We start from the raw sequence: 13499 nt of genomic DNA on the forward strand, positions 1-13499 counted from the left end.
ACACGACCCGTCCGCAAGCGGCCCGCGCGAGGGTTCCCGCCGCCGTCGTGCGCGCCTAGCGTGAGCGCATGGACTGGAAACTCGAACTGGCCTTCATCCCCGTCACCGACGTCGACCGCGCGATCGACTTCTACGTCAACAAGGTCGGCTTCCACCTCGACTACGACCAGCGGGTCAGCGACGAGCTGCGCTTCGTGCAGATCACGCCGCCCGGCTCTGCCTGCTCGATCGCCTTCGGGGAAGGCCTGTCGGAGAGCCCGCCGGGCACGTCCTCGCTGCAGATCGTGGTGGCCGACATCGAGAAGGCCCACGACGAGCTCGCGTCCCGCGGGGTCGAGGTCACGGACGTCCGGGTACTCGAATGGGGCCACTTCACGACGTTCGACGACCCCGACGGCAACCACTGGGCCATCCAGTACCTGCCGAATCGGCCCAACGGGTGAATCCTGCCTACGCCCGCTGGCCCGGGGAGAGGACCGAGGAGAGGTCGTAGCTGACCGGCTCCTCGAGCTGGTCATAGGTGCACGACTCCGGTGAGCGGTCCTCGCGCCACCGGACCCACTGTGCGGTGTGGCGGAAGCGGTCGCCCTCCATGTGGTCGTACTTGACCTCGACCACGCGTTCCGGCCGGAGCGGGATGAACGAGAGGTCCTTGTTCGCGTTCCAGCGCGAGTGCGCCGCTGCGGTGGGGGTGCGGGGAATCGACTGGTCGCGGTTGTCGGGCAGGACCTCGGCCGGCTGCGCCCACGCCCAGGGATGCCCCTCGAACGTGGTCACGAGGGGCTGCAGCTCCTCGAACAGCTCCTTGCGGCGGGCCATCGGGAATGCCCCGATGACACCCACCGAATGGAGCCGGCCCTCGGCGTCATGCAGTCCCAGGAGCAGGGACCCGATCGCGTCGGGCTCGTTCCTGTAGAGCCGGTAGCCGGCCACGACGCAGTCCGCCGTGCGCTCGTGCTTGAGCTTGGCCATGACCCGCTTGTCCTCGGCATAGGGCTCCCCGAGCGGCTTGGCGATGACGCCGTCCAGGCCGGCGCCCTCGAAGGCGCGGAACCACTCGAGCGCGGTCTCCGGATCGGCGGTCGCCTGGGTGAGGTAGACCGGGGGCGCCGCGTTCTTGAGCACCTCCTCGAGCGCCGCGCGCCGTTCCCGGAAGGGGCGCTCCACGTAGTTGGCCTGGCCCAGGGCGAGCAGGTCGAAGGCCACGAAGCTCGCAGGCGTCGCGGCGCTGAGCTTGGCGATGCGGGAGGCCGCGGGGTGGATGCGCTGCTGGAGGGCGTCGAAGCTGAGCCGGTCGCCGGTGTCCGGGTCCACGAGGATGATCTCGCCGTCGATGACCGAGTGGTCGGGCAGGTTCGCCACGAAGGCCTGCACGAGCTCGGGGAAGTAGCGCGTCATGGGCAGGCCGTTGCGCGATCCGATCTCCACCCGGTCTCCGGAGCGCCAGACGATCGAGCGGAAGCCGTCCCACTTGGGCTCGTAGAGGTACTCGCCGGTCGGCAGCTTCTTGACCGGCTTGGCCAGCATCGGCCCGTACGGGGGAGCGATCGCGGTGCCCCATTCGGCGTCGCGCTCGGCCTTGGGCGCCGAGTAGTCCTCGTCGGCGCGGTCTGCCTTGCGCTTGCTCGGCGGCACCCGCGGCGGCTCCCCAGGCATCTTGGGGTAGTCCGGCGGGAAGTTGAGCTCGCCGAGCCCGCGCTCGAGGTCTGCGTCCCACAGGGCAAGGGCACCCGCGATGTCGCCAGGCGCCGCGTCGATATCCGCCCACGGGCAGGCCCGTGCGGCCAGGAGCCCGGGAACCGTGCGGACGGTGAAGGCGCGCGGGTCGGCGTCGGGGAGCTCGTCCCACGTCAGCGGGGTCGAGACCGGCGCGTGCGGCAGGGGCCGGGGGGAATAGGCCGCGGCGATCGTGCGGTCGCGGTTGGCCTGGTTGAAGTCGACGAAGACCCGTTCGCCGCGTTCCTCCTTCCACCATGACGTGGTCACGAGGTCCGGCATGCGCCGCTCGAGTTCACGCGCGATCCCGATGACGCCGTGCCGCACGTGCTGGAACTCGTGCGTGGGCCGGATGCGCGCGTAGACGTGGACGCCCCTGTTGCCCGAGGTCTTCGCGTAGGCGGTGAGCCCGGCCTCCGCCATGACCTCCCGGAGCGCGAGCGCCGCGGTGACCGCATCGCCGAATCCCCGTCCGGGCTGCGGGTCGAGGTCGATCCGCAGCTCGTCGGGGTTGTCCAGGTTCGCAGTGCGCACCGGCCACGGATGGAAGGTGATCGTTCCCATCTGCGCCGCCCACGCGAGCGCGGCGGCCTCGTCGAACACGAGCTGGTCGTGGCGCCGGTGCGACGGGTACGTGCACGTCACCGTCCGCAGGTACGACGGCGCGCCCCGCGGCGGCCGCTTGGAGAAGAACTCCTCGCCGTCGATCCCTTCGGGGAAGCGCTGCAGCGTCATCGGCCGGTCGCCGTTGAGCCGCAGGAACTCCGGGGCCACCGCGATGAGGTACCGGGCGAGGTCGCGCTTGGTCAGGGGCTCACCGCCCTCGACGCCGGGCCAGAGCACCTTGTCGGGGCTGCTCAGCTTGACTTCCCGAACGCCGTCGGGCCCGTCCACGTGCAGGATCTCGGAATCCGCCATGGGCCCACCGTAGCCGCCACTGCCGCGGTTGCGGCAGAGCTCAGCCCAGCCGGTACACGGTCGTCCCTCCGATCGTCTGGGCCGGGAAGTCCGCCTCGACCCATGCCGCGATCTCGCGGGCGGCATCGGAACCCGAGCTGCCCTGCATCATGTTCGCGGCGATGAACCAGTGGATCTTCCCATCAGCGACGAGCTGCTGGAATTGGGCGAGGGTGGGGCTCGGGTCCGTGCCGTTGAACCCGCCGAGGGCCATGACGGGCAGCTGGGTCGCGAGCTGGTACCCGGCCGCGTTGTTGGAGCCCACGACGGCTGCCGCCCACGTGTACCCGGACGCGTCGGCCGTCAGGGCAGCGACCAGCTCGGACGACGGCGTGGTCGCGCCCAGGAGTCCGCCGGCGCCTCCGCGGCCTCCGCCGAAGCCGGCTGGGGCACCGCCGGATGCGCCCTGCCCGGCGGTGGGCGCGCCCTGGGCGCGCCCGGGGAACGCACGGGCCGCTGTTCCGCGTTGGCCGCCCCCTGGCCCGAACCCCGAGGAGGGCCCCGCCGTCACGATCGCCCCCGAGTGCGGCGTGCCGACCGTCTGGAGTGTGAATGCGAGCGGCCCGGCGAGGGCGCCCACGACGGCGAGTGCCGCCGTCGTGCGTCCGGCCCACCCCGGGAGCCCCAGCCCGACGGCCCCAGCGAGCACCACGGCGGCCGCGGCGAGACCGGCGGCAGCGACCACCCACGCGAGCCACGGCACGAAGCCGCTCGCCCGGCCCAGGAGCGTCGCGCCCATGAGGCCGGCGGCCGCGACGGCCGCGGCGAGGGCCGCGCCGTCGATCGCACCGCGCCGCCGCTGCCACAGCACCGCCCCGCCGAGGCCCACGAGGGCCGCGATCCCCGGGGCCAGGGCCACGCTGTAGTACTCGTGGATGATGCCCTCCATGAGGCTGAACGTGAGCCCCGTGACGAGGACCCAGCCGCCCCAGATGATCACCGAGGCGCGCACCGCGTCGGTGCGCGGCGCCCGCCGACCCGCCCAGAGGAGGGCAGCGCCGAGGATGAGGGCTGCGGGCAGGAGCCACGCGATCTGCCCGCCGAACGAGGACGAGAACAGACGCAGCAGCCCGCTCTGGCCCCACCCGTTGCCTCCGCCCACCGAGCCGACCTCGTTGCCGCTGAGCCGCCCGAGCCCGTTGTACCCGAAGGTGAGCTCGAGGATCGAGTTGGTCTGGGACCCGCCGATGTAGGGCCGTGCGCTCGCGGGGACGAGTTCGACCGCCGCGACCCACCATCCGGCGGCGACTGCCATCGCCGCGAGCGCTCCGCCCAGATGGAGAAGCCGCTTCCCGAGGCCTTGCGGCGCCGCCCACAGGTACGCCAGTGCGAAGCCGGGCACCACGAGGAGCACCTGCAGCTGCTTGGTGAGGAAGCCGAGGCCCAGCAGGGCGCCGGCCGCCAGGAGCCACCGGGCGTGCCCGCCCTGGATGGCCCGGATCGTCGCGTACCCGGCGGCCGTCATGAGCAGGACGAGGAGCGCGTCGGGGTTGTTGAACCGGAACATGAGCGCCGCGACGGGAGTCACGGCGCTCACGACGGCGGCGAGGAGCCCCGCCGCGTGCGCCGCACCGTCGCTCCCGGTCGCGGGGCTGGCGGCACGGCGCACCGCGAGGTACAGGATCCACGCGGTGGCCACGCCCATGAGGGCCTGAGGGACGAGGATCGACCATGGGCTGAGCCCGAAGAGCCGGACCGAGAGGCCCATGATCCAGAGCGCGGCGGGCGGCTTGTCGACCGTGATCGAGTTCGCCGCGTCCGAGGAACCGAAGAAGAACGCCTCCCAGCTCTGGCTGCCGGCCTGGGCCGCCGCCGAGTAGAACGCGTTGGCCCACCCGCTCGCCCCCAGGTCCCACACGTAGAGCACGGTGATCGCGGCGAGAACGACGCCGAGCTCGGCCCGCCGCCGCACGGCGCCGGCTGCGGTGGCCGGCCGGGCGCCGTCGTGCGCCCCCGCGGTACGTGACCTCCGGGAGGTGACCCCCAGACGGGAGGGGGTGGCGCCCGGACGGGAGGGGGAATCGACGGCCATCAGCCCACCAGCCTGTACACGGTGGTGCTGCCGACAGTCTGGGCCTGGAAGTTCGCCTCGACCCACTGCGCGATCGCCGAGGTGTCGGTGCCGCCGCCGCGGCCCCCGAAGCCGCCGCCCATGCCTCCGCCGGCGATGTAGTAGGTGACCTCACCGTCGGCGACGAGCGCCTTGAACTCGTCGAGGCTCGGGTACGGGTCGCTGCCGGTGAAGCCACCCATCGCGATCACATTCGTGTTGGAGGCCAGTTCGAGGGCGGCCGCCGAGTTGGAGCCGTTTGTCGCGGCCGACCACTTGGTGGTGGTCTGCTGCAGGAGCGCGACGACCTCGCTCGAGGCGGACGCCCCGCCGGGGCCGCCCGGGCCGCCGACACCGGCTGCAGGCTGGCGGGTGGCCTCGACGGTCTGGCCTCCCTCGGCTGCGGCGCGGTCGCGAGCCTGCCCGAAGCCGGCGCGTGCTGCGCCGAACCCCTCGGAGCCGGACGGGCCGGACGTGGGGATCGCTCCGCTGTGGCCCACCGAGGCCGTGGCGACCGTGAACGCGGCGGTGCCCAGGCCGCCGGCCAGCAGGGCCGCGACGGCGACTGCGACGGCGCCGGCCCTGATCCGGTCGACGCGGACCAGGAGGCCCACGGCAGCGAGGACGCCCAGGACCACGATGACGACCCGCAGCCAGGGCAGCCACGACGCGTCGCGGCCGAGGAGCACGGCCGTCCAGATGCTCGTGGCGAGCACCGTCACCGCGAGGACGATCCGGGAGGGCCAGTAGGCTCGGCCGCGCCACAGCTCGGCGGAGCCGATGCCGACGACGCTGGCGATCCCGGGAGCCAGCGCGACCGCGTAGTACGGGTGGACAGTCCCGGTCATGAAGCTGAAGACGGCCGCGGTCAGCAGCGTCCAGCCGCCCCAGACAACAAGCGAGGCGCGGACGCGGTCCGTCCGGACGGCGCGGCGGGTGAACCAGAGGCCGGCGACCAGCAGGATGAGCGCTGCGGGGAGGAGCCAGGAGATCTCGGTGCCGAAGCTCGGGCCGAACATGCGCAGGATCCCCGCGGTCCCTCCGAAGCCCGCGTTGCCGCCGCCCGGGCCGCCGGGGGCTCCCGCGCCGCCGAACCCGCCCTGTCCGCCCCCCGCGCGGTTGCCGAAGATGCGCGCGAGCCCGTTGTACCCGAAGGTGAGCTCGAGGAAGCTGTTGGTCTGCGAACCGGCCATGTAGGGGCGCGCGCTCGCGGGCGTGAGCGTGAAGGCAAGGATGTAGGCGCCCGCGACGGCGACGATCCCGCCCAGCGCTCCGAGCAGGTGCAGCAGGCGGCGCCCCAGCGTGGTCGGGGCGGCCCACAGGTAGGCCAGGCCGAGCGCCGGGACGATGATGACGCCTTGGAGCATCTTGGTCAGGAACGCCAGGCCGATCAGCGTGCCCGCGCCCGTGAGCCACTTCCACCCGGCCTTCTCGATCGCGCGGACGGTCATGTAGGCCGCGGCGACGAGGCAGAACGTGAGCATTGCGTCCGGGTTGTTGAACCGGAACATGAGCGCCGCGACGGGGGTGGCCGCGAGCGCCGCGCCGGCGATGAGGCCCGCGGCTGGCCCGCTCACACGCTTGACCGCGGCGTACAGCAGGGCCACGGCCGCGACGCCCATGAGCGCCTCGGGCAGGAGCATGGTGAAGGAGTTGAAGCCGAAGATCCGGCCCAGGAGCCCGGGGAGCCAGAACGCCGCGGGCGGCTTGTCCACGGTGATGGCATTGCCGGCGTCGATCGAGCCGAAGAACCAGGCGGTCCAGTCCTTGCTGCCGGCCTGGACCGCGGCCGCGTAGAACTCGTTGGCCCAGCCGGAGTTGGTGAGGTTCCAGAGGTAGGTGAAGGCCGTTGCGACGAGGAGCGCCGCGGCGGAGGGGCGGACCCAGCGCGGCTGGTCCGCGCCGAAGGCGACGCGGCGCCACTCGGGCCGGGTGCGCGCACGACGGCGGGAGGAACCCGGCGCCGTCCGCTCGCCGGACGGCGTGGTCGCCGGGGCGTCGGGGGTGAGGGATGCGGTCATGGGGAGAAGCCTTTCGGTCTTTCTGGAGGTCACCTTCTGGGAGTCACCTTCTGGGAGTCACGTCCTGGAGGTCAGATCCCGCGGGTCACGCGCGGCGGCGGAACAGCCACTGGCGGAACAGGAGGAACTTGAGCGCCGTCGCGGCAAGGTTCGCCGCGGTGACGACCGCGAGCTCGAGCCAGCGCCCCGGCGTCGTGAGCGCGTGCAGCCCGGCGAGGGAGCCGGAGGTGAGCGCCCACCCGAGGGCGAAGACGGCGAGCCCCGCGAGGTGGTGGGTCGCGAGGCGCGCCCGGCCGAGCACGCCGAAGGTGAAGCGGCGGTTGGCAGCCGTGTTCGCGATGGCGCTGATCAGGAGGGCGGCGAAGTTGGCCCACTGCGGGTCGAGGAACGTGCGGCCCAGGAGGTACAGGGCCATGTAGGCGACCGTCGAGAAGGCGCCGACCGCGCCGAAACGCACGAGCTGGCCGAGGAGGCCGCCCCTGCCGCCCGCGTCGGGCGTGGGGACGGTGGCAGGCAGGGGGCCGCGCGCGAGGGCCCCGCGGAGCTGGGCGAGGGGGATGCGTCCCCGGGCCATGTCCTTCGTGAGCCGGTACATCCCGCGGAGGTCGTCGAGGGCCGTCCGGACCACGTCGACCTTCGAGTCGGGGTCGTCCGTCCAGTCCACGGGGACCTCGTGGCAGCGCAGGCCGCAGCGCTCGGCGAGGACCAGCAGCTCGGTGTCGAAGAACCATGCCGAATCCAGGGTGTGGGGGAGGAGCTGCTGGGCCACGTCGGAACGGATGGCCTTGAAGCCGCACTGCGCGTCGGAGAACTCGGCGCCCATGAGCGAGTGGAGCAGGAAGTTGTAGGAGCGCGAGACGAACTCGCGCTTGGGGCCCCGCACCACGCGGGACGTCCGGGCCAGCCGCGTGCCGATCGCGAGGTCGGAGTGGCCCGAGAGGAGCGGGGCGACGAGGGGGCTCAGCGCGTTGAGGTCGGTCGAGAGGTCCACGTCCATGTACGCCAGGATCGGGGCATCCGAGGCGAGCCACACCGTCCGCAGGGCGTTGCCGCGGCCCTTCGCGGCCAGGTGCACCGCGCGGACTTCGGGCAGCTCCCGGGCGAGCCGCTCTGCTGCGCGGAGCGTGCCGTCCGTCGAGGCGTTGTCCGCGACCGTGATCCGGAAGCCGTGTGGGAACGTCGCGCCCAGGTGCGTGTGGAGCCGCCGCACGCACTCCTCGAGGTCCTTCTCCTCGTTGTACACGGGGACGGTGACATCGAGGACGGGGATGCCGGCGGCGTCGAGCGCGGCCGTGGCGATCGCCGTACCCGGGCGGGGCGCGGACGCGGCGGGAAGGCGCACGACGCCGCCGTCCGCCTGCGCGGTCGGCTCGCCTGCCCCGGGGGCTGGGTCAGCGGCGGAGGCCGTCGTTGTGGGGTCCGTGAGCGTCATGCCTACGACTTTCGCGGGCGCGCTTATGACGGCCTTAGCGTGATCCTGTGCCGGAACTGTGAGCGCCGGCACCCGCCTCCCGGCACCGCTCGGATTCGGGCAGGCCCGAATGGTTACGGCTGTCGGTGGCGGGTCCTATCGTGGTCGGGTGACCAGCACCATCCGCCGCGCCGGGGCCCCGACATGACCCGCCGCACGTGGGCGCTCTTCGCCGCCATGAGCCTGATCTGGGGCGTCCCCTACCTCCTCATCCGCGAGGCTGTTGCCGAGGTGAGCCCTGCCGTCGTCGTGTTCGCGCGGACGGCGATCGGCGCCGTCGTGCTCCTGCCGTTCGCGTGGAGGGGCCTGCGGACGGTGTGGGAGCACCGCTGGCCCGTGCTCGCCTTCGCGCTGCTCGAGATGGTGGGGCCGTGGTTCCTGCTCAGCGACGCGGAGCGGTCGATCACGAGCTCGCTGGCCGGGCTCCTCATCGCGTTCGCTCCGGTGCTCGCCCTCGTCGTGGCGCGGGGGATCGGCCTCGAGAAGCGGATCGGGGGCCTGCGGATCATCGGCCTCGTCGTGGCGGTCGGCGGAGTCGCGCTCCTCGGGGGTGGCGGGATGCAGGCGTCCGGGCCGTGGCCCATCGCCGAGATGCTGCTCGTCGCCGTCGGCTACGCCGTTGCGCCGCAGATCGCCGCCGTGAAGCTGCGCGACGTGCCCGCGCTGCCGATGACCGCGGTGTGCCTGAGCGTCGCCGCCGTGGTTTCGGCGCCGTTCGCGGCCCTGACCTGGCCCGCCGGTGTGCCCTCTGCGAATGCCCTCGGCTCGCTGGCGCTTCTGGGCCTGCTGTGCACGGCGGTCGCGTTCCTGCTGTTCTTCCGGCTCATCGCGGAGGCCGGGCCGGCGCGCGCGACTGCGATCGCGTACGTCAACCCGGTCGTCGCACTCGCTCTCGGGGTGAGCCTGCACGGCGACCCCCTGACCGTGCCCATCGTCATCGGGGCCCTCCTGGTCCTCGCCGGCACCTTCATGGCGACCCGGCCCAGCCTCCGGGAGGCCGCGCCCCGCGCGGACGCGTCCCAGCCGGAGTCCGCCCAGGCCTCGGGCTGACCCGCCTAAGCCGCCGGCAGGTACACGGCGAATTCCGTCCGCCCGGGCCGCGACGTCAGCTCGACCGTCCCCCCATGCGCGGCGACGATCGCCTCCACAATCGAGAGGCCGAGCCCGGTGGACCCCTCGCCTCCGCTCGCGGTGCGGGCCTGGTCGGCCCGGGCGAACCGCGAGAACACGCGCTCCTGCAGCTCCGCCGGGATTCCCGGGCCGTCGTCAACCACCGTGATGACGGCCTCGCCGCGGGCGGACCTGCCTACGGAGGCGGTCACGGTCGTCCCGGCCGGGGTGTGCTTGCGCGCGTTGGAGAGCAGGTTCACGAAGACCTGGTGGAGCTTTGCCCCGTCCGCCCTGATCTCGAGCGGCTCGTCCGGGAGGTCGAGCCGCCAGATGTGGTCCGGGGCGATGACCTTCTGGTCTGTGACGGTCTCGACGAGCAGCTGCGTGAGGTCCACCGGGCCGAGCTTGAGGGCCTGGCCCTCGTCGAGCCGGGCGAGCGTGAGGAGGTCCTCGACAAGCCGGGTCATGCGCTGCGACTGGGACTCGACCCGCCCGAGCGACTCCGTCCCCTGTTCCGTGAGGGGCTCGGTCATCTTCAGCATGTCCGTGTACCCGCGGATCGCGGTGAGCGGGGTGCGCAGCTCATGGGACGCGTCGGCTACGAACTGGCGGACGCGCGTCTCGGAGGCCTGCCGAGCCTCGAGCGCGCCCGCGACGTTGTCGAGCATCCGGTTGAGGGCGTTCCCCACCTGCCCCACCTCGGTCCCGGGGTGGGCGGCCGACGCCGGCACCCGCACCGCGAGGGCGACCTCGCCGGCGTCGAGCGGGAGCTGGGCGACCTGCCCCGCGACGCGGGAGAGCTCCTCGAGCGGCTTCATGGTGCGGCGGATGATCCACGTCCCCAGCAGCCCGACAAGCACGAGCCCGCCGAGCGAGACGAGGAGCGTTGTCAGGACGAGGGAGCCGAGGGTGGCCTGCTTCTGGGCGAGCGGCAGCCCGGTCACCACCACGTCGCCGTACGCGGTCTGGACCGCGACGAGGCGGTATTCGCCCACGCTGAGGCTGCGGTCGACGGCGGTCGTGGCGCCGAGCCCGCTGTTGTCGCCCGGCGGCTGGGACGAGACGGGCAGCGAGGCGAGCTTCACGGCGTCGGACTGCTGGAGCGAGAGCCGCTTGCCGTCCGCGGAGATGAGGCCGCCGACGGCCACATTGCCCTCGGCGACGCGCGCGTTGAGGGTGCCGGCGCCCTGTCCTCGGGCCTCGAGCGGGTCGGGGCGGGTGCCCGCGGAGCCGCTCGGGGAGCCGAACTCGGCGGCGCGGTGGCTCGCCTGGGCGAGCTGCGCGTCGAGCTGCTGCGTGAGCACGCGGTCCATGGAGGCGTAGAGGAGCGTGCCCACCACGGAGCAGATCACCACGAGCAGGAGCATCGTGGCCAGGACGAGCTTGGTCCGCAGGTGCCACGTGTCCGGGTTGCGCCAGCTGTGCCCGGGACGCGGCTCGGCGGCGGAGAGGGATCCCACGGAGGCCATCACCCGTCGGCTGGTTTGATGACGTAGCCGGCGCCGCGCACGGTGTGGATCATCGGGGGCCGGTCGACGTCGATCTTCTTGCGCAGGTAGGAGATGTACAGCTCGACGATGTTCGCCTGGCCGCCGAAGTCGTACTGCCACACCCGGTCGAGGATCTGGGCCTTGCTGATGACACGCTTGGGGTTCTCCATCAGGTAGCGCAGGAGTTCGAACTGGGTGGCGGTGAGCTGGATGTCCTCGCCGCCGCGGGTCACCTCGCGCGTGTCCGTGTTCAGGACGAGGTCTCCGACCACGAGTTCGGCGTCGTCCTGCGCCGCCACGCCCGAGCGCTGCACGAGGCGGTGCAGGCGGAGCATGACCTCCTCCATGCTGAACGGCTTCGTGACATAGTCGTCCCCGCCTGCGGCGAGGCCCGTGATCCTGTCCTCGACCGCGTCCTTCGCGGTCAGGAACAGCGCGGGGACCTCCGGCATGAACTGGCGGATCCGGCCGAGCACCTCGACGCCGTCGAAGCCGGGCATCATGACGTCCAGCACCAGCACGTCCGGGCGGAAGTCCCGCGCGGCGGCGACAGCCGCGGGCCCGTCCCCGGCGATCTGCACGCTCCAGCCGGCCATGCGCAGGCCCATGCTCATGAGGTCCGCGAGGCTTGGCTCGTCGTCCACCACGAGGGCACGGATCGGGGTCCCATCGGGGTGCGTGAGGGCGGGCAGATTGTTGACGGAGAAGGGGCTTGCCATGGTTCCAGCCTCCCGTGACGGTTTAGTCCCAGCCTGAGCCTCAGCTTTGAGCGAGCTGTGGAGGCCCGCGCTGACCAGACTATCCCCGGTCACAGCCAGTCCTGCAGGGTGGCACAGCGTCGCCACAGGGACGGAACGAACTCTTGGGAGCAGGACACCACGACCCCAGGAGGATTCAATGTCCGGCGAAGACCAGCAGAGGCCCCACGAACCCGGCCACACCCAGCCAGGCCAGAACCCGAACCGGCCAGGCCAGCAGGCGCGGCCCTCCGTCAAGCCGAGCGTGCCGGCAGGGACGCACGACGCCGCGTGGCAGCAGGGCGCCCAGCCCGCCGCCGGATGGGGTGCCCCGACACCCCAGCAGGGCCAGCCCGCGGCCGGCTGGGGCGCCGCTCCTCCCCAGGGACCGGGCCGGCGCGGGATGTCCCGCACCCAGAAGGGGCTTGCCGCGGCCGGCATCGCCGTCGTGCTCGCAGCGGGCGCCGGGGCCGCCGTGTACGCGGCGACCGGCTCCACCGGCGGCGCGGGATCCGCGCCGGGCGGCGGGGGCCAGACGGGCGCGGGCGGCCAGCCCGGCGCAGGCGGCCAGTCCGGCTTCGGCCAGGATGGCCGTGCGGCGGGCGCCGCGGCGCCGGACGGCTTCGGCCCCGCCGGCATGGGCGCCGGCACCATGGGACAGGTGCTGCACGGCGAGTACGTGGTGCTGCGGGACAGCCAGAACGTGACGATGGTCATGCAGACTGGCACCATCACCGCGGTGTCATCGGGATCCGTGACCGTGAAGAGCACCGACGGGTTCCAGCAGACCTACGCACTGACCGCCCAGACCGAGTACCTCAGCCGGACGGCGGGCCGCAGCCAGCGGGGGTCCCAGTCAGGGTCATCGTCCGGGTCGTCGTCGAGCCTCGCCACCGGCCAGACCGTGAGCATCGCGGCCCTCAAGGACGGCCTCTCGGCGCTCACCGTGAGCGCGGCCTCGGCATCAGCCGGCTCGAGCAGCTGACCCCCGACGTCCTGCCGCGCACGACGGCGCCGCCCACCTCGCGCTGAAGTGGGCGGCGCCGTCGTGCTTTGTCCCCCTGCTGCCGCCGTTCGGGCCGCGGGTCACTGCCAGCTGGTCATCAGTACCAGTTGTTGGCGAGGTGGAAGGCGAGGGCGTTGGCGGGGGAGCCGTACCGGGACTTGATGTAGTTCAGGCCCCAGTCGATCTGGGTGCGGTAGTTGGTCTGCCAGTCGGCGCCGACGCTCGCCATCTTCGAGCCCGGGAGCGACTGGACGATGCCGTACGCGCCGCTCGAGGCGTTGGTCGCGGTGGTCCTCCAGCCCGACTCCTTGGTCCAGAGGGTCTCGAGGGCGCTCATCTGGTCCTGGCCCCAGCCGAAGGCGGCGAGGCGGCTCGCGGCGTACGCCTTGGCGCCCGCGGGGTCATCGACGGGCTGGGCGGCTAGCGCGGCGGCTGCCTTGTCCGCCGCTGCCTTGTCCGCGGCAGCCTTGTCGGCGGCAGCCTTTGCGGCCGCCGCCTGGTCCGCCGCTGCCTGGTCGGCGGCAGCCTTGGCAGCGGCAGCCTGGTCCGCGGCGGCCTTCTCGGCAGCTGCCTGGTCCGCAGCCGCCTGCTCCGCCGCGGCCTTCGAAGCAGCGGCGTCAGCGCGGAGGGCCGCCTGCTCGGTGGGGCCGGCGGCGATCGACTGGGCGATCGAATCGCCCGAGGCTTCGGGAATGCTGGCCTCGACAGACGAGGTGCGGGCCAGGCCGTTCACGTTGGCCGTGGCTGCCGCGCCGCCTCCGGCGACCGCGAGCAGGCCGAGGGACAGTGCGACGACGGCGCTGCGGTGGCCGAGCTTGTCGAACGCGCCGCCGGACTTGGCGCCCGAGGACGCCGCAATGCGGGCGAGGGGGGAGGAGTGGTCGAAGGCGCGGCGGCGGCCATGAGGGCGCGGGGCAGCGCGGAAGGGGGACTTGCTCAAA

The 13499-nt window shown here is 72.8% G+C and carries 10 protein-coding genes; 3 read left to right on the forward strand and 7 right to left on the reverse strand.

Going from position 1 to position 13499, the window contains the following annotated elements; all coding sequences use genetic code 11:
* Positions 1-68 precede the first annotated feature (68 nt).
* Complete coding sequence (locus tag CGQ25_RS01920) at positions 69-443, forward strand: VOC family protein (protein ID WP_208711561.1); 375 nt, start codon at positions 69-71, stop codon at positions 441-443.
* 7 nt (positions 444-450) lie between these two features.
* Here CGQ25_RS01920 and CGQ25_RS01925 read toward each other — a convergent pair whose 3' ends face one another.
* The 4 genes from CGQ25_RS01925 to CGQ25_RS01940 all read right to left on the reverse strand — a co-directional run bounded on the left by CGQ25_RS01925 (position 451) and on the right by CGQ25_RS01940 (position 8176).
* Positions 451-2634 carry an ATP-dependent DNA ligase gene (locus CGQ25_RS01925; protein ID WP_208711562.1) on the reverse strand — a complete coding sequence of 728 codons (2184 nt, stop codon included), beginning with the start codon at positions 2632-2634 and terminating at the stop codon, positions 451-453.
* 40 nt (positions 2635-2674) lie between these two features.
* Positions 2675-4705 carry a glycosyltransferase family 39 protein gene (locus CGQ25_RS01930; protein WP_208711563.1) on the reverse strand — a complete coding sequence of 677 codons (2031 nt, stop codon included), beginning with the start codon at positions 4703-4705 and terminating at the stop codon, positions 2675-2677.
* Complete coding sequence (locus CGQ25_RS01935) at positions 4705-6744, reverse strand: glycosyltransferase family 39 protein (protein ID WP_208711564.1); 2040 nt, start codon at positions 6742-6744, stop codon at positions 4705-4707. The genes CGQ25_RS01930 and CGQ25_RS01935 overlap by 1 nt, the downstream gene beginning before the upstream one ends.
* 85 nt (positions 6745-6829) lie before the next feature.
* Positions 6830-8176: a bifunctional glycosyltransferase family 2/GtrA family protein gene (locus CGQ25_RS01940; RefSeq protein WP_208711565.1), complete on the reverse strand. Its 1347-nt coding sequence runs from the start codon at positions 8174-8176 to the stop codon at positions 6830-6832.
* Between the two features lie 183 nt (positions 8177-8359).
* Here CGQ25_RS01940 and CGQ25_RS01945 point away from each other — a divergent pair, with 183 nt between their 5' ends.
* Entirely contained in the window at positions 8360-9265 is a 906-nt protein-coding gene (locus CGQ25_RS01945) for a DMT family transporter (protein ID WP_208711566.1), read from the forward strand.
* Positions 9266-9270: 5 nt separating this feature from the next.
* Here the strand turns inward: CGQ25_RS01945 and CGQ25_RS01950 are convergent, their stop codons facing one another.
* Together CGQ25_RS01950 and CGQ25_RS01955 are read right to left on the reverse strand one after the other, a co-directional pair.
* Positions 9271-10785, reverse strand: a complete 1515-nt coding sequence (locus tag CGQ25_RS01950) for a HAMP domain-containing sensor histidine kinase (RefSeq protein WP_255405509.1) — start codon at positions 10783-10785, stop codon at positions 9271-9273.
* Between the two features lie 8 nt (positions 10786-10793).
* Complete coding sequence (locus CGQ25_RS01955) at positions 10794-11534, reverse strand: response regulator transcription factor (RefSeq protein WP_208711568.1); 741 nt, start codon at positions 11532-11534, stop codon at positions 10794-10796.
* A gap of 178 nt (positions 11535-11712) precedes the next feature.
* Here CGQ25_RS01955 and CGQ25_RS01960 point away from each other — a divergent pair, with 178 nt between their 5' ends.
* Complete coding sequence (locus tag CGQ25_RS01960) at positions 11713-12537, forward strand: hypothetical protein (RefSeq protein WP_208711569.1); 825 nt, start codon at positions 11713-11715, stop codon at positions 12535-12537.
* Between the two features lie 118 nt (positions 12538-12655).
* On the opposite strand, the gene CGQ25_RS01965 is transcribed toward CGQ25_RS01960, so the two are convergent.
* Entirely contained in the window at positions 12656-13498 is an 843-nt protein-coding gene (locus tag CGQ25_RS01965) for a hypothetical protein (RefSeq protein ID WP_208711570.1), read from the reverse strand.
* Between the last annotated feature and the right edge of the window lies 1 nt (position 13499).

This window comes from Sinomonas sp. R1AF57, from assembly GCF_002224485.1.
Classification (GTDB): Bacteria; Actinomycetota; Actinomycetes; order Actinomycetales; family Micrococcaceae; genus Sinomonas; species Sinomonas flava.

What these genes read in the sequence shown, in the direction of transcription:
- CGQ25_RS01925 (WP_208711562.1), bottom strand. Translation starts at nt 2,634, where the DNA reads ATGGCGGATTCCGAGATCCTGCACGTGGACGGGCCCGACGGCGTTCGG.
- CGQ25_RS01935 (WP_208711564.1), bottom strand. Translation starts at nt 6,744, where the DNA reads ATGACCGCATCCCTCACCCCCGACGCCCCGGCGACCACGCCGTCCGGC.
- CGQ25_RS01955 (WP_208711568.1), bottom strand. Translation starts at nt 11,534, where the DNA reads ATGGCAAGCCCCTTCTCCGTCAACAATCTGCCCGCCCTCACGCACCCC.
- CGQ25_RS01945 (WP_208711566.1), top strand. Translation starts at nt 8,360, where the DNA reads ATGACCCGCCGCACGTGGGCGCTCTTCGCCGCCATGAGCCTGATCTGG.
- CGQ25_RS01920 (WP_208711561.1), top strand. Translation starts at nt 69, where the DNA reads ATGGACTGGAAACTCGAACTGGCCTTCATCCCCGTCACCGACGTCGAC.
- CGQ25_RS01960 (WP_208711569.1), top strand. Translation starts at nt 11,713, where the DNA reads ATGTCCGGCGAAGACCAGCAGAGGCCCCACGAACCCGGCCACACCCAG.
- CGQ25_RS01940 (WP_208711565.1), bottom strand. Translation starts at nt 8,176, where the DNA reads ATGACGCTCACGGACCCCACAACGACGGCCTCCGCCGCTGACCCAGCC.
- CGQ25_RS01930 (WP_208711563.1), bottom strand. Translation starts at nt 4,705, where the DNA reads ATGGCCGTCGATTCCCCCTCCCGTCCGGGCGCCACCCCCTCCCGTCTG.